Origin of the sequence: Bulleidia sp. zg-1013, from assembly GCF_019798045.1 — a bacterium.
Classification (GTDB): domain Bacteria; phylum Bacillota_I; class Bacilli_A; order Erysipelotrichales; family Erysipelotrichaceae; genus Bulleidia.
The window spans coordinates 239404-259348 of record NZ_JAGXEX010000002.1; the positions used below are offsets into that span (position 1 = coordinate 239404).

Below are 19945 nucleotides of genomic sequence, written 5' to 3' on the forward strand. Positions count from 1 at the left end.
TTATGTAAAATTATAAGGTAAAAAAAGTCACTTATCAAATAATCATCTAACAAGGCAAAATAAGGGAAGAATGCTATAATTTTTTTCAACGAGGAGAATTATGAAAAAATTAGAAATTAAGAACCTACATGTTTCAGTTGGTGATAAAGAAATATTAAAAGGAATTAATCTGACAATTGGCGAGAATGAAGTACATGCTCTCATGGGTCCTAATGGAAATGGAAAGTCAACTTTATTGGCTGCGATTATGGGTAATCCTACCTATACGGTTACAGAAGGATCGATTTTCTATGATGATAAAGACGTATTAGCAATGCCGGTTAATAAACGTTCGATTGCCGGCTTATTTTTAGCGATGCAATACCCGCAAGAGGTACCTGGAGTAACGAATTCAGATTTCTTACGAGCGGCGATGAATGCTCGTCGGGATAAACCGGTGTCTTTATTTACCTTTATTAAGACCATGGAAAAAACGATTCAAGACTTACAAATGAAAGAAGATTTGGCTCATCGTTTCTTGAACGAAGGCTTCTCAGGTGGGGAAAAGAAGCGTAATGAAATCGTACAAATGGAAATGTTACGACCAAGTTTATCGATGCTGGATGAAATTGATTCTGGCTTGGATGTAGACGCAATGCATGTGGTGGCTAAGGCAATCAATCAATTGCGTCAAGAAACAAAAATGTCTTTGATTATCGTTTCTCATTATGACCGTTTCTTTACAATGATTGAGCCACAATTTACGCATGTGTTAGTAGATGGCAAGATTGCCCTTCATGGTGATGGTGATTTAGCGCGTCGTATTGATCAAGAGGGCTATGATTGGGTGTATGAAGAATATGGTATTATCCCACCGGAAAATGTAAAACCAAAAGTAAAACCAAGATCCACCCTTGGTAGTTGTGCTGTAAAAGATATGGTGTCTAAGGGAGAAGAAAAATGATTCTCATTCGTTCCAATGCGGAAATCCGTTTAGAAGAAGGCTTAACGGAAATTGTGGTGGATACGGACCGTGATATTGAACTTTCTTTGGAAAATCGTTGCGATATGGCACAAGTCTTAATTCGTATTGAAAACGTCGGTAAGTTTCATTTTAGGACATTTAATGCGGAAAATAGCTCAGCTCGTTATTTGTTGTGGAATGCTTCTAAGTCTGCTTTAGAAACACAAGAACATCATGAAGTACTAGCGAAAGCCGATGCTCGTGTCTTATATGCGGAGTTATCCAAGCAAGAAGTGAAGAGAAAGGTATGGATGGCATTGCGTGAACCGGAAGCGCATGGATTGCTAGCTAGTTCATCTCTGGTGTCCAACCAGTATCATTTAGTTCAAGATGTGGTTAATTTCGCTCCCCATACTTTAGGAGAAATTCAAAATTTTGCGGTTATTTTAAAGGGTGGCGATTTGTATATTGATGCGATTGGTAAAATTGTGAATGGAGCTTCTAAATCCCAATCTCACCAACAATCTCGAGTCATGTGTTTCGAAGAGGAACAAAAGAGTACCATTATTCCTGAATTGATTATTGATGAAGACGATGTACAAGCTTCACACGCAATGACCATCGGTCGTTTGGATGCTGAAACTTTGTTCTATATGCAAACACGTGGTTTAAGTGTGAAACAGGCTACGGCTTTAATTGCCCATGGTTATTTACAACCAATTACCAACTTTTTACAAGACGATGGCTTAGACAAGAAATTAAGCGAGGAATTAGAAAGTGAGCTAAGAAATTTATGATCAATCCTTCCGAAATACGCTCACAATTTCCCATGCTTCAAAATCATCCGGAATTAATTTATTTGGATAATGGAGCGACGACTTATAAACCAAATTCAGTTATTCAAGCGATTCTTTCTTATTACAATGACTTTACATCTAATGTAGAAAGAGGTGACTATGAAACAGCCGTCAAGGCAGATTATGCTTTTGAGGCAGTGCGTCAAAAGATGGCTGACTTAATTCATGCTCAATCGAGTCAAGAAATTGTCTTTACAGCCAATGTAACATCTTCTTTAAATCAAATTGTTTATGGACTTCGTAAACAATTAAAAACAAAAGATGTTGTCTATATTACCGAAGGAGAGCACGCCTCTAATGTGCTTCCTTGGTTTCGTTTACAAGAAGAATTAGGAATTGAAGTGGAATATTTACCTGTTGATGAAGTGGGAAGAGTATTATTAGATAAAGTATCGTTAAAAGAAAACACCAAGGTGATTTCCATTGCGGAAGTAACGAATGTATTAGGGACGATTCAGCCCATCCGAGAATTGAGCCAATTAGCTCATGAGGCCGGCGCCATTATGGTTGTCGATGCAGCCCAAACTATCGCTCATCATAAAGTGGATGTACAGGATTTAAATGTGGATTATCTTTGTTTTTCGAGTCATAAAATGTATGGACCAAATGGAGTTGGCATTTTATATGGTAAGAAGCCGCTTTTAGATGCATTAGAACCAATTGGTCTTGGTGGGGGAATGAATGCTCGTTTTTATCGTGAGGGGCGAGTGGAATTAAAAGAAGCTCCACATAAGTTTGAAGCCGGTACACCAAATATTGAAGGGGTAATCGGCTTAGGAGCGGCGTGTGATTTCTTATTAAACATAGGCTTGGATGAAATTGAAGCGTATGAAAAAGACATAAGAGCTTACTTTTATGAACAAGTGAAGGATTTTGACTTTCTTGAGATTTATAACCGAGAAAATGCGTTTGGACCAATTACGTTTAATGTAAAGGGAATTTTTTCTCAGGATGTGGCTGGTTATTTAGCCCACCATCATATTGCGGTTCGCTCCGGTAATCATTGTGCCAAGCTATTGCACCATATTATTGGTACAGACCAATCGGTACGAGCTTCATTAGCGATTTATAACAATAGAGAAGATATTGACCAATTTGTCAAAATAATTCATGAAATTAGTCTGGAAAAGGCAATTGATATCTTTTTTTAAGGAGGAAGTATGGGAAATTCAGAATATCGGGATCAGCCGAATGTGTTAAGAGAATTGATTTTAGATCATTACCAATACCCGCATCATCATAAATTAGTGCGCGCGGAAACTTATCAATCGGTTCATATGGCCAGTGATAGTTGTATTGATGATATAACAGTCGAAGCTAGGATTGCCGATGGTAAGATTTTAGATATTAATTTTGAAGGAGCGGCTTGTGCTATTTCGACCGCTTCTACTTCGATGATGTCGGATTTATTGATTGGCAAAACAAAAGAAGAAGCCCAAGCTTTGATTACGAATTTTTTACATATGGTACATGAAGAAGAATATAATCCAGATACACTTGAAGAAGCGATAGCGTTAAAAAATGTGTATCGCCAAGCCAACCGAATTAAGTGTGCCACCATTGGTTGGACAGCGATTCAAAAATTATTAGAAAAGGAGGATGAGAATGGTAGAAAATAATGAAGAAGTCTTATCATCCCAAGATAACTATAAATATGGTTTTCATGATGAAGTTACAAGCATCCTTGACACAGGAAAAGGCATCAACGAGGACGTGGTTCGGCAAATTTCAAAAGCGAAGAATGAACCGGAATGGATGTGTGAGAAAAGAGTGCAAGCCTTTCATGTTTTTGAAGAATTAAAATTACCAAAATGGGGACCGGATTTACAGGACATTGATTTTCAGGATTTTACTTATTTTAGAAAGGTTTCAGAGGAAATTAAAAAATCTTGGGATGATGTACCGGAAGAGGTAAAGAACACCTTTGAAAAATTGGGTATACCACAGGCTGAAAGAGATTTCTTAGCAGGTGTCACAACGCAATATGAATCGGAAGCGGTATACCACTCCATGTTAAAAGAGGTGGAAGAAAAGGGCGTTATTTTCTTAGATATTGATTCCGCTTTAAAAGAATATCCTGCTCTTTTTAAAAAATATTTTGCTACGATTGTCTCGGCCGGGGATAATAAGTTAGCAGCTTTGAATTCAGCGGTTTGGTCAGGAGGAAGTTTTATCTACGTGCCTCCAGGAGTGAAGCTTGAAAAGCCTTTACAATCGTATTTCCGTATCAATTCGGAATCGATGGGTCAATTTGAGCGTTCTATTATTATCGTTGATGATGGGGCTGAAATTTCTTATGTGGAAGGCTGTACAGCCCCACAGTATTCCAAGGATTCTTTACATGCGGCGGTAGTAGAAGTGTTTGTTGGTAAAGGAGCTAAATGTCGCTATTCATCGGTGCAAAACTGGTCCGGTAATATTCTTAACTTAGTCACAAAACGAGCTAAGGTGGAAGAAGATGGAGCGATGGAATGGATTGATGGTAATATTGGTTCTCGTATTACCATGAAGTATCCCTCTTGTATTCTAGCAGGAGCTAGAGCAAGCGGTCTTTGTATCTCAATTGCGGTGGGTTCTAAGAATCAAGTTCAAGATTCAGGAGCGAAAATGATTCATGCGGCACCATACACGAAGTCTTCCATTATCTCTAAGTCGGTTTCCAGAAATGGTGGAGTAACGAATTTCCGCGATGAAATTAAAATTTTGCCAAAGGCAAATCATGCGAAATCGCATATTGAATGCGATACTTTACTAGTAGATAATCGTTCTAAGTCAGATACTATTCCAGTGGATATTAATTTAAATAACACTTCAACCATTGAACATGAAGCTAAAGTTTCTAAGATTTCAGAAGATCAATTGTTTTATTTGATGTCACGTGGTTTAAATGAAGAACAAGCCACAGAAATGATTGTAATGGGCTTTTTAGAACCATTCACAAGAGAGCTGCCAATGGAATATGCGGTGGAATTAAATCAGTTATTGAAACTAGATATGAGTGGTTCCATTGGATAAGAAAACAGCTAGACAATTAGGACAAGCTAGAAGAAATCTTCTTAGTGCTAAAGATAGGCAATTATATAGCCAAATTATTCAAGAAAAAGCGTTGACTTTGTTGCAAGGAAAGAAAAAAGTAGCACTCTATATTTCAATGGGAAATGAGGTGGATACGAGTTTTCTTTTAAAACAAAAGGACTTGGATTTATACGTACCTAGAGTGGAAAATGGAACACTTCATTTTTATCCTTATTGTTCAAAGCAACTTGAAAAAAGTGATTTCGGTGTTTTAGAACCAATTCCCGGCAAAGAAGTTTCTATCGCTGATATGGATGTGGTGTTGGTGCCATTGAGTGCTTTTGATTGTCATGGAAATCGTTGTGGTTATGGTAAAGGCTATTATGATTGTGTCTTAAAAGAAGCTAAATTAAAAATAGGTCTAGCTTTTCAAGCACAAGAAGTGGACTTCATTGCTTGTGAAAGCCAAGATATTCCTTTAGATGATGTTTTAACTGAATCCTACTAACCTAGTAGGATTTTTCTTTTTTGATGGGGGAGTTTTAAGCACCAAAACGCTTTTTTGTACACAAATGAAAAGAAGAAATCCAATTGCAGAGATTCAATTCATATTTATAACTCGTCAATGACTTTAGGATTACCGATGAGGTGAGGGCGCTTATTTGTTATAATAGGATTATGTATAAAGTTGAATGTTGGATTGAAAATGCGGTACATTCTTTAGATTTTTTATTTACATATGGTTCAGAAGTACCAATTGAAAGGGGAATACGTTGTTATGTGCCTTTTGGCAATTTCCCAAGACGGATGGCTTTTGTGGATCATAGTGAAGAATATGATGGGACTATCGAGGAATTAAGCCAAGAACTTGGTTATCAAGTCAAAGAAATTGAACAGATTTTAGATGAAGAGCCAGTTTTAAACGAAGAACTTTATGAGTTAGCTTTATGGCTAAAAGAGAGAACTTTATCCACCACCATTGCTTGTTTTCAAGTGATGATGACTAATAAAAAAAGAGTGAAAGGAAAATGGAAATCGGTTGTTTTAGAACAAATTGTTGAAATAGGAGATACATCTCTTTCCTTAACTCCAAAACAAAGTCAATGTGTTGAATACGTTAGAGAACATCCCTCTATTTTGTATACAAACCTTCGGAAACAATATCCATCTATTGTCAAAACATTAATGGATAAAGCTGTTCTTGTGAAAAAAAGTCGTGAACGCTTATCCTTTTTACAAGCTGATAAAGAAGTAGAAGCCTTATATCCTTTGAATGATGAACAAGAAAGAGCCTATCGTTTAATACAAAAAAAAGAGGGTGTCCATCTTTTATATGGTCAAACCGGCTCGGGTAAAACCGAAGTTTACCTTCATTTAGCGAAAGATGTTATCCAAGATGATAAACAAGTTTTAATATTAGTGCCGGAAATTGGTTTGACACCGCAAATGATTCAACGTGTTTCTCGTTTTTTCGGACAACAATTGGGTGTATACCATTCTGGTTTAAATGAACAAGAGCGCTATGAACAATACCAACTTGTAAAACAAGGTGCTTTAAAAGTCATTGTAGGAACTCGTTCAGCTATTTTTTTACCATTTCAAAACTTAGGTTTAATTGTTTTAGATGAGGAACACGATCCTTCCTATAAACAAGATGTCCAACCAAGCTATCATTGTCGTGATGTGGCAATTGAAAGAGCTAAAATCCATCACTGCCCGGTGGTTTTAGGCTCTGCTACGCCTGCTTTAGAAAGCTATGCGAAAGCACTAAAAGCTGTTTATCAACTAGTCCCTTTAAAAAATCGGTTTGGGCAAGAAATGGCTCAAGTAAATCTAGTGGATATGAGCCAAGAAATCCGTAAGGGAAAAGACTATATCTTATCCGATGATTTGAAACAATCTTTAAAAGAAGTTTTCAAGAAAAAAGAACAAGCCATTCTTTTATTAAATAAACGCGGATATAATCGTTTGTTGAGATGCAAATCTTGCCAAGAAGTATTGACCTGTCCACATTGTGATTTAGCTTTATCGTATCATTCAGATAGTCGAAAAATGAAATGCCATAGTTGTGGATTTGAAATGATGATACCAAGAAGATGTCCTCACTGTTACAGTGAAGATGGGTTTAGTGGTTATGGCTTTGGTACACAACGTTTATGCGAGCGCATACAGGAAGAATTTCCAGAAGCGAAATTATTGCGTATGGATTTTGATAGTACACAAAGAAAAAATGCCCATAAAGAAATCTTAGAGACCTTTGGTGAACAAAAAGCCGATATTCTAGTTGGTACCCAAATGATTGCGAAGGGCTTGGATTTTCCAAATGTAACGTTAGTGGGTGTTATAAATGCGGACGACGGTCTACAAAGAAGTGATTATCGAAGTAGTGAATATACTTTTAATTTGTTGATGCAAGCGGCGGGAAGAAGTGGTCGTGGAGCGAAAAAAGGAAAAGTCATTTTCCAAGTGTATAACCCAAACCATTTCGCAATCCAATCTGCTATTCAACAAGACTATGAAAGCTTCTTTAGACAAGAAATGAAATATCGCCATCTAGCGAAATATCCACCTTATACCTCTTTCATCAGCTTTGTTTTTGAAGGAAAAAAAGAAGAAAAAGTACGTAGACTAGTAGAAAAATTCAATTATGAAATCAGTCAAATTTGTTTCAGCTTGGGGATTGCCGCTTTATTAAAGAAACAGGATTTATACCGCTATCGCATTGTTGTTAAAGAAAAATATTTAGATGATTTATTAGAAAAGTTAAAATCGTTTTTAGAACAAACAGATTTAAAGCTACAAGGGATGAAGATTGATGTTAATCCTTTGTATTTGGAGTAGATATGAAAGAAAGAGAAGTGATTGTTCAAATCTTAGAAAAAGTGCTCTATGACCATGCTTATGCCTCTTTGAGTTTAAAAAAGCTAAAAGTGGATGGTAGTATAGGCTTTGTGACAGAAGTGGTGTATGGTACCTTACGCCATTACTTTTTATTACAAGAACAATACAAAGCTTTTGTGAAAAAAGTAAAGAAGAAAATCGATGTTTTATTCGTGATGGCAATTTATCAGCACCATTTCATGAAAGTGCCGGACTATGCGATTGTTAATACCAGTGTAGAGCTTGTTAAGTCACAAGAAAAATCTTTTGTGAATGCCGTGTTGCGTAAAGTTTTTCAAGCTGATTGGATTGAACCAAGAGGTAATGAGCCCAAAGACTTGGCGCTTCGTTATTCCCATCCGGAATGGTTAATTCGCTTATGGTTAGCCCAATATGGTTTAGAAAAAACCTTAGAAATCCTTGAAGAAAATCAAAAACCATCGAAAGTCTATGGTCGTATCAATCCTTTTTTAGCCAAGAAAGAGGATTTTAAAGACTTTACTTTCTATGAGAATGAATGTGTTTCTTATGAAGGTAATATCCTTAGTACCAAAGCTTTTCAATCCCACCAAGTGTTAATCCAAGACCGTCATTCCCAATTGGTTGTACCGGAATTAGATTTGCGAAGTGGACTATCGGTATTAGATGCTTGTGCTTCCCCGGGTACTAAGTCTCAACAAATCGCTACTTATATGGATAATGAAGGCGAGATTATTAGTTGTGATATTTACCCACATCGCCTAGAGCTTATTAATCAATTATCCCAACAAACAGGTACTAAGATTATTCATACCCTAAAACAAGATGCCGGTTGTTTAAGAAGCGATTGGCTGAACCATTTCGATCGTATTTTACTGGATGTGCCATGTTCAGGACTAGGAGACTTAAGTCATAAACCGGAAATACGCTATCACATTAGTCCAAATTCTCTGGATGAAATACAACAATTACAAGCCAAAATATTAGAAATCAATGTACAATATCTTAAAGAAGATGGTATTTTGGTGTATAGCACTTGTACTTTAAATCAAAAGGAAAATCATAAACAAATCCAAAATTTTTTAGATAAACATGAAGAAGTTCAATTAGTGAGTGAAAAAACACTTTTTCCGAAAGAAGGAAGCGATGGTTTTTATTATGCAAAGCTAAGAAGAAAGAAGAAAGATATGGTAAAATCAAAGTTATGCAAACAATATATGATTTAACACTTAGTCAATTAGAGGAATTGGTTTTAGAACTGGGACAAAAGAAATATCGGGCCAAACAATTATTCACCTGGTTGTATCGTAAAAGAGTATTGGATTTTGAAGAAATGAGTGATTTACCAGCTTCATTTATTGCGGAACTTAAGACTCGTTTTATCCTTATGCCAATCAAAAAATTGATGTGTCAGGTCGCAAAAGATGGAACGCGAAAGTATTTATTTGCTTTAGAAGATGGTAGTTGTGTCGAAACGGTTTTAATGCACTTTAATTTTGGTGAAAGTCTTTGTGTGACTTCACAATTGGGTTGTAATATGGGCTGTACTTTTTGTGCATCGGGTCTTCTTAAGAAACAAAGGGATTTAAGCCAAGGAGAAATTCTGGGGCAGTTAATGTACGTTCAAAAAGAATTGGATAAAGAAAATCTTCGGATTAGTAATGTTGTTGTGATGGGAACGGGGGAACCGTTTGATAACTACGATAATGTCTTAGGTTTTTGCGAAACAGCGAATCAGGATATTGGTTTAGGTATTGGTGCTCGTCACATTACGATTTCGACTTGCGGTATTGTGCCGAAAATTCGTAAATTTTCAAAAGGGCATTATCAATACAATTTAGCTATTTCTTTGCATGCACCAAATCAAGCTTTACGTGATCGATTAATGCCCATCAATCATCGTTATCCATTGGCTGAACTTATGGATTCTTTAAGGGAATATAGTGAAAGTAATAATCGTCGCATCACTTTTGAATATATTTTATTACATGGAGTGAATGATTTGGATAAACATGCGATTGAATTAGCGAACTTAGTGCGAGGAATGAATGCTTATGTGAACTTAATTCCTTATAATAAAGTAGATGAAAAAGGTTATGAATCTACCGATGATAAAACAGCCTTGCATTTTTATGATGTCATTATGAAGCATGGTGTCAAAGCAACCCTTCGTCAGAAACATGGGGATGACATTGACGCGGCTTGTGGTCAATTAAGAGCGAAACATGAAAAGGGTAAAATACGGGTATGAAGTACTATGGAATAACAGATAAAGGGTTCGTCCGTAAAAGCAACCAAGATTCCTATGCGATTGCGACCAATGAGAGTAAAGACGTTCTAGCGGTTGTGGCTGATGGTATTGGTGGAAATAGAGGAGGAGATATTGCCTCACGCATTGCGGTATCTATGATGTGTGAAGCTTTTTCGTCGTCTTCAAAATTCAATGACGCTAATCAAATTCATGAATGGTTTCGTACAACCATCGGTCATGCGAATGCCCAAATTTTTCACTATGCACAAAGTAATCTCAATTATCAAGGTATGGGAACAACGCTTTGTGCTCTTTTGGTTTGTGAGTTGGGATGTTGGTTTGTAAATATTGGTGATTCGAGAGCATATGCCTGGTTTGCGGATGGTCGTTTTAAACAAATTACACAAGATCATTCTTATGTGAATGATTTAGTGCGTAAAGGCGAAATGACGGTTGAAGAAGCGAAACATTCTCAGCAGAAGAACATGTTGACGAATGCTTTAGGTGTTTGGCGGGACGTTCGCTTTGATGAGTTTCACGGTTTCTCGGGTGTTCAAGGGGTTCTTCTTTGTTCCGACGGTTTGCATTCCTATGTGGACCAAAAAATCATCCAATCGATCTTATTTTCAAACACTATTCCTGTAGCTAAGAAAGCACGACGTTTAATTGATGCGGCGAACCAAGTGGGTGGCTTTGATAATGTGACAGCGATTATTGTGGATTTACGAGGTGATGATTTATGAACCAAAAGAATGTCATTGCGAATCGTTATGAAGTCATTCAACACATCGGTAAAGGGGGAATGGCAGATGTCTTTTTAGCTGTTGATATGATTTTGAACCGTCAGGTTGCGATTAAAATTTTACACAGTGATTTAAGCAAGGATGCTTTAAGCATTGTTCGTTTTGAAAGAGAGGCTCAAGCGGCCGCCTCTTTGGCTCATAGTAATATTGTTGAAATCTATGATGTAGGGGAATATCGAGGTCATCATTACATTGTGATGGAATACTTAAAAGGACAAAACTTAAAAGAAATTATTCGCCAAAGAGCGCCTTTGTTTCTGGAAGAAGCTGTCGATATTTTAAAGCAATTGGCCTTCGCATTGGCTTGTGCGCATGCGAAAGGAATTATTCATCGTGATATTAAACCACAAAATGTCATTGTAAAAAGTGATGGAACAATTAAAGTATTAGACTTTGGGATTGCGATTGCGAAAGGGAATTTACAATTAACGAGAGCTAATAATGTGATGGGTTCTGTTCATTATTTAGCCCCCGAATTAGCGAAGGGAGATCCGGCTACACCCCAATCCGATATCTATGCTTTAGGGGTTGTTTTCTATGAGATGTTAACAGGGGATGTTCCTTATAAGGCGGAACAAGCCATTCAAATTGCGATGAAGCACTTACGTGAACCGGTGCCATCGCTTCGTAGTCGTAACAATAAAATTCCATTGGCAATTGATAATATCTGCTTAAAAGCCATGGCGAAAGATCGTAAGGATCGTTATGCGAATTGTGAGGAACTATTGGCTGATTTAGGAACTTGTTTATACACAAAGGATTCAGATGTGGAACCTTATGTACCAGAATCATTTCCAAAAAAAGAAAAAGAAAAGAAAAAGAATTCCTTTTTTACAAAAGCTGTTTGTATTGGTCTAGTTGTACTTAGTCTACTTGTTTTAACGGGCTTTATCTATCATCGTTACTTTGTGAAAACAACGATGCCAAATATTGTTGGCTTAGAACTTAATCAAGCCAGACAAAGATTAAAAGAAGCTGGATTAAGTGTTGATGAAACAAAGATAAAACGAGCCCTATCCGGTGATTATGAAGCTGACCAAGTTAGTGGGGCTGATATTGAAAGCGGTCATGAAGTCCGTAAAGGAACAAAAGTAACTTTGGTTGTATCTAGTGGTAAAGGGGTGCTGATTGAAAACTACCTTGGTCAAGATGTGGAGGACGTGCAAAAGAAGCTATCGGTTTATCCAAAACTAAAAATTCGGATGAATGCCAAAAAAAGGAAAGGAACACCAGGAACAATCATTGCTCAATCGGGCTTAAGTGCCGATAGTCTCTTCGATCCAACAAAAGAAACAGAAATTAGCTTGGATTATATAGCGTATTTAACCAAGGTTATTCCGAGGGATATTATTGGTAAAACGGTGGATGAAGCGGCGAAAGAATTGGAGGCAATGGGCTTTAATGTTCGTCGCTCTAATCGCGATACAAGTCAAATGACACAAGAGGAATTGGATAAAATTCAAGTCGGTATTGTGGTCGATACGAATCCAAAAGTAGGAACGAAGTTTGTTCAAAAGAAAAATAATTATGTGACCTTATTCTTTTATTAGGTGAGAAATGAAAGCGAAAATTATTAAAATTGTTTCAAAAAATTATGGTGTATTTTTAGAAGACACAAAAGAAAAAGTCTCAGCTCGTGTAGCAGGGAAGGTACGTCTTCAGTTTTCACCTGTGGTTGGCGATATGGTTGAGGTTATTCAACAAGCTGATTGTTATGTGATTGTATCTATTTTGGCTAGGCGTAATTCTTTAATTCGCCCAGCTATTGCGAATGTGGATCAAGCTTTTATTGTAATGTCGGTGGTGGATCCTAATTTTTCTACAGCCTTAATTGACCGTTTATCCATACTTATTAAAGCGGCGGGCATTGAACCGATTCTTGTAATCACAAAAACAGATTTGGAATATCCAAATTATGTTGAAAAAGAAATTAAGGAATATGAAACAGGAAGAATGTTGGTAATCCGCTGTGAAAAGGGATTTATTAATCCGGCCATTCAACATACTTTAGCAGGAAAAATAACCGTTTTAACGGGTCAAAGTGGAGCTGGCAAATCGACTTTATTAAACACATTGGATCCTAATTTTCAACTTGAAACACAAGAAATTTCCAAAGCTTTAGGTCGAGGAAAACACACCACAAGGCATACGGAGTTACATGAAGTGGCGGGTGGTCTAGTCGCTGATACACCGGGTTTTAGTTCTTTAAGCTTTGCCCATTTAGAAATAAAAAATATTGCTGGTTATATTCCGGACTTTGAGCCTTATGTTCATCAATGTCGCTTTAATGATTGCTTACATGAAAATGAACCCGATTGTGCCATCAAAGAAGCGGTTGCCCAAGGTTGTATTTCTAAAACACGTTATCAATCGTATTTACAAGTATTAACTCTCATGATAGAGGAAACAAGGAGGATGAAACGATGATTATTGCGCCATCTATTTTAGCTATTCAAATGAATGATTTTTCCCAACAAATGGATGAATTAAATCAATCCAGTGCCGAATGGATTCACATGGATATCATGGATGGTCATTTTGTGCCAAACCTAAGTTATGGACCCCATGTGGTGAAAGGCTTGCGTTCTAGCAGTAATAAATTTTTTGATGTGCATTTAATGGTGAGTGATCCTATCTTTTATGCCAAAGCTTTTATTGAAGCTGGTGCGGATGCGATTACTTTTCATGTAGAAGCACTAAAGAAAGAAGAAATAGAACCGTTTATTGATACCTTACATAAACAAGGGGTTAAGGTTGGTATATCCATTAAACCAAAGACCCCCGTTTCCGCTATTGAGGCTTACTTAGATAAAGTGGATATTGTGTTGGTGATGTCGGTAGAGCCGGGCTTTGGTGGTCAATCCTTTATGCCGAGTGCTTTAGATAAAATTGACCAATTATCGAAGCATAATGGTAAATTTGAAATTGAAGTAGATGGAGGAATCAATCCAGAAACAGCTCGTCTTTGTAAAGAAAAAGGGGCAACGGTGTTGGTGGCTGGTTCTTATGTCTTTAAAGGGAATATTGAAGAAAGAGTTCAAAGTCTACGATGAGAAAAGCCATAGTTGTCTTAGGAAGAGTTCAAGAACTGCCGGAATATAAAGAGGTAGATTGGATTGGTGTGGATTATGGGGCTTCTTTTCTAGCGAGTCATCACATTTCAATGGAATTAGCGATTGGTGATTTTGATTCAACGGAAGAGCTAGATACGATACGAAAGTATGCCAAAGAAACCATTGTATTGCCAGTTCTAAAAGAGGATACCGATAGTTCAGCAGCCCTAAAACTCTTACATGAAAAAGGATACACATCGATTGTTCTTTGGGGAGCACTGGGCGGTAGAATGGATCATGAGTTAGTCAATATTGGTCTTTTATATCGTTATCCCGGAGTTGAAATACGGAGTAAACATCAAGTGTTAAAAGTATTACCAGTCGGTAAGTATTGTATTCAAAAAGAATATAAATACCTTTCTTTTTTAACCAATGATAGTTGTGAGCTAAGTGCAGAAGGATTATTATATCCATTAAGAAAATTGTGCTTAACAAAAGAGGATTTATTTGCGACATCCAACCAATTTCTTCAAGATGAGATTAAACTTATTGTCGAAAAAGGTTTGGTGTTGTGTATGCAATGTGAAGATGAAGAGGGTGTCTAAAAGTCCTTTTTTAGGCAAAATAAAAAACCTCGAAAGAGGTTTATTCAGCTTCACTAAATCTTTGTTCTGCCTTTAAGGTCTTAAGGGCACGAGCAGAAATGCGTAGTGTTTGTGGCTTGCCATCCACAATCATATGAACTTTTTGTAAGTTAACATTCCACTTACGGCGTGTAGCACGTAATGAGTGAGAACGTTTGTTTCCATATAAAGCTTTCTTACCGGATATAGTGCAAACTCTAGACATACCATAACCTCCTTACCTGTTTTTGAATGCCTGACAATATTATCAAAAAAAAGAAATCTTTGCAAGCATTCTCTGTTTCATGCTTGGAAAAGCAACGGTACTTTGGCTTATACTAAATAGAAGTTAGAATAGAAGTTAGAAAAAGCGGTAAATCTATGACAAAAAGTATGACGAAGGGAAATCCTTTTCGATTGATATTGGAGTTTAGTATTCCTTTATTGTTGGGAAATTTATTTCAACAAACGTACAACATGGCGGATGCGGCTATTGTTGGTCAAATTTTAGGACCGAATGCTCTGGCTGCGGTTGGAGCGACGAGCTCAGTTCAATTTCTTGTGCTTGGTTTTTGTATAGGTAGTATGGTTGGCTTTGCGATTCCCATTGCTCAAGAGTTTGGGGCAAACCGACTTTCAAGAATGCGTCAATATGAATATCAAGGTATTTTTTGGACGACTATTTTTTCAGTGGTCGTAACTGGTTTAACTATCTTATTATGCCATCCTATCTTGCATACTTTACAAGTCCCAAGTGAAATCTATCAAGATACCTATCAATACATCAATATGATTTTCATTGGTATTCCATTTACACTTCTATACAACTTTTTATCAAGCCTTTTAAGAGCTGTAGGGGATTCTAAAACACCATTTTACTTTTTAACCTTATCAGCCATCTTGAATATTTTCTTAGATATTTTTTGTATTGTGATATTAAAAATGGGGGTCTTTGGGGCCGCTTTTGCGACGGTCGTTTCACAAGCCATCTCAGGTATCTTATGTTTTCTATTGATTCGTAAAAAACTCACTATTTTACATATGAGTGAACAAGAAAGAAGGTTTCACCGGTCGATGTCAAAGAAAGTGTTGGGTATGGGCGTACCAATGGGACTTCAATATTCTATTACGGCGATAGGCTCAATGGTTCTTCAGGCGGCAAACAATGGCTTAGGAACTTTATATGTGTCCGGTTTTACAGCCGGTTTAAAGATTAAACAATTTATGCTGAGTCCTTTTGATGCTTTTGGTACGGCTGTATCCACATATGTTTCGCAAAACTATGGAGCCAAGGAAGAACATCGTATTCATGAAGGAATTCGCAAAGGCGTACAGCTTGCGCTATCTTATTCCATTCTATCGGGTATTATTATGATTTTCTTTGGTAGGAAGTTAAGTTTATTATTTGTAAATGCTAATCGTTATGCAGTTTTAGAAGCTTCGGCTTTGTATTTAAGAAGAATGGGCTACGGTTGGTGGTTACTTGGTTTCTTAAATGTTATCCGAATGAGTATTCAAGGCTTAGGTTATGCGAATCGTGCTATCTTCTGTGGGATAATTGAAATGATTGGTCGTGTGGTTGTGAGTGTGGCTTTTGTAAAAGATTTTGGTTATCATGCCATTACTTGGGCGGACCAAGTAGCGTGGTTAGGAGCGGATTTGTTCTTGTTTCCAGCTCTTATCATCACTTTGAAACAAATTCATCATTTATTGGAAAACGAAAGAATTGCAATTGCGTTGGAAAAGTAGTCTAAAATAGAAAGGCTATGGTAATATAGAAACGGTGAAAGGAGTCTTTCAGTGAATCAGAAACAAATATACGCAAGCCTAGAGTTAGCGAGTCATGAAATCCGTTTAGTGGTTGGAGAATTTTTTAATACTCGGTTTCATATTCTGCAAGTGGTTCGTATTCCTTGCCAAGGAATAAACTATAAAGGCGTTGAAAACCAAGATGCTTTAGTGGCAGGAATTCATAAAGCACTACAACAAGTAAAAGAAAAATTAAAGATGAATATCAGGGGTGTTATTGCGGCAGTTCCTTCGTATCATTTCAAACATTTGAATTCCAAACAAAAGGTGGATATTGAGGGCTTTGATGGAGTGATAACGGTTAAAGATATTCAAAACGCAATCCAAAAGGCGGAAACACTAAAATATGGTGATAAATACGTTCGGGTTCAATGCACAGCCTCGCGTTTTACAGTGAATGGTATTAGCACTAGAAAAGTACCTATTGGTGATCGTTGTTCACAATTAACCGTGGATGTGGATTTGTATTTTGTGGATAAGAAGTTGGCTTATGATATTGCAACAGTTATTCAAAAAGCCGGTTTAAATTTAATGGATTTATTTGTATCAGGCTTTGCGATTGCTAAAGAGGCCGCGTTGATTGAGGCTTCCTTAAATCGTCAAATTATTTCTATTGATTTAGAATATGATTCGACAACTTTAAATCAAATTTATAGAGGCAAGTTACAAAACTCTGTCTTATTCCAAGGTGGCTTAGTGGATATGGTTCAACCGATTATGGATGAATATGGTCTAAGCAAAGAAATGGCAGTCGAATTGCTGAAATATGGTACACAAATTGATAAGGAAGTCTTTTCGAAAAATCCAATTCATATGTGGAAGTTAAAAAATGAAGAGTTGGTTCTTCTAAGTGAAGAAGATTTCATGAAATCTATTTTAAATCGAGTGAACCAGTGGATAGAAACTGTTGTAAATACTTGCTCACCAATATTGAAAACAGGTGAAAGTACTGTTATAGTTAATGGTGAGGGTGGAGAACAAGAGGGTTTTGTGAAACTCTTAAATAAGAGCCTCCAAGTGGAAACTCGTAATTATATTCCTGAATCTTTAGGGGGAAGAGATGCGGCGTTAACGACTTGTTTGGGTTTGTTCTACGCTTATCAAGATAAACTTCCTATTTATGGAGAAATGCAAGATAGTGTGGATGTGGATGAATTCATCCGCCAGATTTCTTTCCGAAAAAATAGTGAAGAGAAGAGAAAGGAAGATACTCTGACAAATCGTCTAAAGAGTATGTTTATGAGTAAATAAGTGTAAAGAGGGGTCGTTATGGCAGAATTAACTTACAATCAGGTTGCGAAGATTAAAGTCTTTGGTGTTGGTGGTGCTGGTGGCAATGCGGTAAATCGCATGGTTCAAGACGGTGTTAAAGGCGTTGAGTTCTACATTGCTAACACAGACTTACAAGCAATGGAAATGTCTCCGGTTGCGAATAAAATTCAATTGGGCAAAGAAGGATTAGGAGCCGGTGGTAATCCGGACAATGGGCGCCGTGCTGCTGATGAAAGCGAAGAAGAAATCCGTCGTGAGATGGAAGGTGCTGATATGGTCTTCATCACCGCCGGTATGGGTGGAGGAACCGGCACGGGTGCTTCGCCGTTGTTTGCTAAAGTTGCTAAAGAATTGGGTTGCTTAACCATTGGTGTTGTGACAACACCATTTAGATTTGAAGGTAAGAAGCGTTCCAATCAAGCCAATCAAGGTATTTCAAACTTACGTGAATACGTGGATTCTTTGATTATTATATCGAATAATAAAGTCTTAGATGTCTTAGGTTCTGTACCATTTGATCAAGCCTTTAGAGAAGCAGATAATATCTTACGTCAAGGTGTTCAAACCATTACGGATTTAATTGCGGTACAAGCTATGGTAAACCTAGACTTTGCGGATATTAAGTCTGTTATGGAAGGTCAAGGTACTGCTTTATTTGGTATTGGTATGGCAGAAGGTGACAATAAGGCTGAAGAAGCGGCTTTACGTGCTATTCAATCACCATTGTTAGAAGCTCAAATTCAAGGTGCTAAGAACGCTATTATCAATGTGACAGGTGGCCCTAGTGTTACTTTACAAGAAGCTAGTCAAGCGGTTGAAACGATTGAAGATGCGGCCGGTACAGAAATTGATACAATCTTTGGGGTTGCTATTAATGATAAGTTAGGAGATGCGATTATCGTTTCAGTTATCGCAACTGGATTTGACTTACCGGGTCATGAAGTAGAAAAGAAAGAAGAATATGCGCCTCAAATTGGTATTGAATCAGCAACAAGTGATTTCGGTATTGATGCAGATGAAGATGAAAGTATTCCCACTTTCTTCCGTTAAGACAAATAGCCGCTAGAAATAGTGGTTTTTTTTATTTTTTGAAACTATGGTATAATCAATACCATCAATGAAAGGATGTGTCTATTTTGGAGGACCTTGAAATACCTATATCAATTCTAACAAGATGGGAGAATATACGATGACTCCCAATTCTGTTTATCTATTTAGTTTAATAGTCTTAATCCTTTTTTCCGGTATTTTTTCAGCCATTGAAACAAGTTTTAGCTCCGCCAATAAAATCCGCTTGCGTTCAATGGTGAACGATGGCAATGAAAATGCCAAGAAAGTTTTAAAAATAATCGATGATTTTGATCGCTTTTTAATGACGGTTTTAATTGGAAATAATATTGTGAATATTGCTTCAGCAACCATTGGGACTTTATTATTTACTCGTTACTTTCAAGATAAAGGACCAACTATTTCGACGCTTGTGATCACCATAGTGGTTTTATTATTTGGTGAAATTACACCAAAATCTATTGCTAAGATGATACCGGAGCGCTCTAGTTGTGCTATGGTTGGCTTTGTCCAAGGAATGATATTCCTTTTTGCACCATTTACTTGGTTATTATCGGGTTGGAAATGGTTAACGAATAAGATGATTCCAATTGAAGAAGAAGACGGTGATATTACGGATGATTTAATTACGATGGTCGATGAAGCTGAAAAAGAAGGTGATCTTCAAGAGCATGAATCTTCTTTAATTTCAGCCGCCATTGAATTTAATGAATTAGAAGTAAAAGATGTTTTAACACCACGTGTGGATATTGTGGCTGTAGATGTGAACGCAGATTTAAAAGAAATCGAAGAAACTTTCCGCATGAATTCTTATAGCCGTTTACCAGTCTACGAAGAAACCATTGATAACATTATTGGCGTTATTCATGAAAAAGACTTTTATGACCTTTTATATCATAAGAAATCTAATTTACATTCCATCATCACAAAAGTGATTAATACCAGTCCAAACACTCATATTTATGAACTGTTACAGCTTTTACAAAGAGAAAAGCTCCATATGGCTGTCGTCTTGGATGAATGGGGCGGCACCGATGGCTTGATTACATTGGAAGATATTGTCGAAGAGTTGGTTGGGGAAATCTGGGATGAGCATGACGTTGTCGAAGAATTCTATACCAAAATTTCGGAAAACGAATATTTAGTTAAAGGCGAAGCGGAAGTGGATGATTTATTTGAACGCTTTGATATTCAAGTGAATGAAGAGGAAGAGGATGACTATAACTCAGTATCTGGTTGGGCAATTGCTCAATTAGAACACATTCCTCAAGTGAATGAATCTTTCCAATTTGAGAATTTATTTGTTCAAATTACGAAAGCAGATAGTCGTAAGGTTAATGAAGTTCGTATCCGTGTGGAAGAAAAACAACAGGAGGAAGAGGAATAATCCTT

The 19945-nt window shown here is 37.0% G+C and carries 19 protein-coding genes; 18 read left to right on the forward strand and 1 reads right to left on the reverse strand.

All coding sequences use genetic code 11. The annotated features are described in order from the left end of the window. Positions 1 to 100: 100 nt before the first annotated feature. The 14 genes from sufC to K7I92_RS03035 all read left to right on the forward strand — a co-directional run bounded on the left by sufC (position 101) and on the right by K7I92_RS03035 (position 14386). Positions 101 to 943 carry a Fe-S cluster assembly ATPase SufC gene (gene sufC, locus K7I92_RS02970; protein ID WP_220281978.1) on the forward strand — a complete coding sequence of 281 codons (843 nt, stop codon included), beginning with the start codon at positions 101 to 103 and terminating at the stop codon, positions 941 to 943. Continuing rightward, positions 940 to 1740, forward strand: a complete 801-nt coding sequence (locus K7I92_RS02975) for a SufD family Fe-S cluster assembly protein (protein WP_220281979.1) — start codon at positions 940 to 942, stop codon at positions 1738 to 1740. The genes sufC and K7I92_RS02975 overlap by 4 nt, the downstream gene beginning before the upstream one ends. A 32-nt stretch (positions 1741 to 1772) precedes the next feature. Then, the gene (locus K7I92_RS02980) at positions 1773 to 2951 is read left to right on the forward strand and encodes an aminotransferase class V-fold PLP-dependent enzyme (RefSeq protein ID WP_220281980.1); all 1179 of its coding nucleotides are present in this window, start codon (positions 1773 to 1775) and stop codon (positions 2949 to 2951) included. A 9-nt stretch (positions 2952 to 2960) separates the two neighbouring features. Continuing rightward, positions 2961 to 3419 carry a Fe-S cluster assembly sulfur transfer protein SufU gene (sufU, locus tag K7I92_RS02985; protein WP_203244411.1) on the forward strand — a complete coding sequence of 153 codons (459 nt, stop codon included), beginning with the start codon at positions 2961 to 2963 and terminating at the stop codon, positions 3417 to 3419. After that, entirely contained in the window at positions 3406 to 4815 is a 1410-nt protein-coding gene (sufB, locus tag K7I92_RS02990) for a Fe-S cluster assembly protein SufB (protein ID WP_220281981.1), read from the forward strand. The genes sufU and sufB overlap by 14 nt, the downstream gene beginning before the upstream one ends. Continuing rightward, the gene (locus K7I92_RS02995) at positions 4808 to 5323 is read left to right on the forward strand and encodes a 5-formyltetrahydrofolate cyclo-ligase (RefSeq protein WP_220281982.1); all 516 of its coding nucleotides are present in this window, start codon (positions 4808 to 4810) and stop codon (positions 5321 to 5323) included. Before sufB ends, K7I92_RS02995 begins: the two co-directional genes overlap by 8 nt. A gap of 170 nt (positions 5324 to 5493) precedes the next feature. Then, positions 5494 to 7656, forward strand: coding sequence for a primosomal protein N' (gene priA / locus K7I92_RS03000; RefSeq protein ID WP_220281983.1), 2163 nt, complete (start codon positions 5494 to 5496; stop codon positions 7654 to 7656). Positions 7657 to 7658: 2 nt separating this feature from the next. After that, a complete protein-coding gene (rsmB, locus tag K7I92_RS03005; RefSeq protein ID WP_220281984.1) occupies positions 7659 to 8900 on the forward strand; it encodes a 16S rRNA (cytosine(967)-C(5))-methyltransferase RsmB in 1242 nt (413 codons plus the stop codon). Then, positions 8879 to 9925 carry a 23S rRNA (adenine(2503)-C(2))-methyltransferase RlmN gene (gene rlmN / locus K7I92_RS03010; protein ID WP_220281986.1) on the forward strand — a complete coding sequence of 349 codons (1047 nt, stop codon included), beginning with the start codon at positions 8879 to 8881 and terminating at the stop codon, positions 9923 to 9925. Before rsmB ends, rlmN begins: the two co-directional genes overlap by 22 nt. Further along, positions 9922 to 10668 carry a Stp1/IreP family PP2C-type Ser/Thr phosphatase gene (locus tag K7I92_RS03015; protein ID WP_203244405.1) on the forward strand — a complete coding sequence of 249 codons (747 nt, stop codon included), beginning with the start codon at positions 9922 to 9924 and terminating at the stop codon, positions 10666 to 10668. Before rlmN ends, K7I92_RS03015 begins: the two co-directional genes overlap by 4 nt. Next, on the forward strand, positions 10665 to 12278 hold the full coding sequence (locus K7I92_RS03020; protein WP_220281988.1) for a protein kinase: 1614 nt from the start codon (positions 10665 to 10667) through the stop codon (positions 12276 to 12278). The genes K7I92_RS03015 and K7I92_RS03020 overlap by 4 nt, the downstream gene beginning before the upstream one ends. A gap of 7 nt (positions 12279 to 12285) precedes the next feature. Further along, on the forward strand, positions 12286 to 13155 hold the full coding sequence (gene rsgA / locus K7I92_RS03025; protein ID WP_203244403.1) for a ribosome small subunit-dependent GTPase A: 870 nt from the start codon (positions 12286 to 12288) through the stop codon (positions 13153 to 13155). Then, on the forward strand, positions 13152 to 13781 hold the full coding sequence (gene rpe / locus K7I92_RS03030) for a ribulose-phosphate 3-epimerase (protein ID WP_203244402.1): 630 nt from the start codon (positions 13152 to 13154) through the stop codon (positions 13779 to 13781). Before rsgA ends, rpe begins: the two co-directional genes overlap by 4 nt. After that, complete coding sequence (locus K7I92_RS03035) at positions 13778 to 14386, forward strand: thiamine diphosphokinase (protein WP_203244401.1); 609 nt, start codon at positions 13778 to 13780, stop codon at positions 14384 to 14386. Before rpe ends, K7I92_RS03035 begins: the two co-directional genes overlap by 4 nt. Before the next feature lie 40 nt (positions 14387 to 14426). On the opposite strand, the gene rpmB is transcribed toward K7I92_RS03035, so the two are convergent. Continuing rightward, positions 14427 to 14630 (reverse strand): 50S ribosomal protein L28, encoded by a 204-nt coding sequence (gene rpmB, locus K7I92_RS03040; protein WP_220281990.1) that lies wholly within the window; start codon positions 14628 to 14630, stop codon positions 14427 to 14429. Between the two features lie 155 nt (positions 14631 to 14785). Between rpmB and K7I92_RS03045 the strand changes: the two genes are divergently transcribed. The 4 genes from K7I92_RS03045 to K7I92_RS03060 all read left to right on the forward strand — a co-directional run bounded on the left by K7I92_RS03045 (position 14786) and on the right by K7I92_RS03060 (position 19940). Then, entirely contained in the window at positions 14786 to 16153 is a 1368-nt protein-coding gene (locus K7I92_RS03045; protein WP_203244399.1) for an MATE family efflux transporter, read from the forward strand. Positions 16154 to 16204: 51 nt separating this feature from the next. Then, positions 16205 to 17464 (forward strand): cell division protein FtsA, encoded by a 1260-nt coding sequence (locus K7I92_RS03050; protein ID WP_203244398.1) that lies wholly within the window; start codon positions 16205 to 16207, stop codon positions 17462 to 17464. An 18-nt stretch (positions 17465 to 17482) separates the two neighbouring features. Continuing rightward, positions 17483 to 18535 (forward strand): cell division protein FtsZ, encoded by a 1053-nt coding sequence (gene ftsZ / locus K7I92_RS03055; protein ID WP_203244397.1) that lies wholly within the window; start codon positions 17483 to 17485, stop codon positions 18533 to 18535. A gap of 139 nt (positions 18536 to 18674) precedes the next feature. Then, complete coding sequence (locus tag K7I92_RS03060) at positions 18675 to 19940, forward strand: HlyC/CorC family transporter (RefSeq protein WP_220281991.1); 1266 nt, start codon at positions 18675 to 18677, stop codon at positions 19938 to 19940. Positions 19941 to 19945 lie beyond the last annotated feature (5 nt).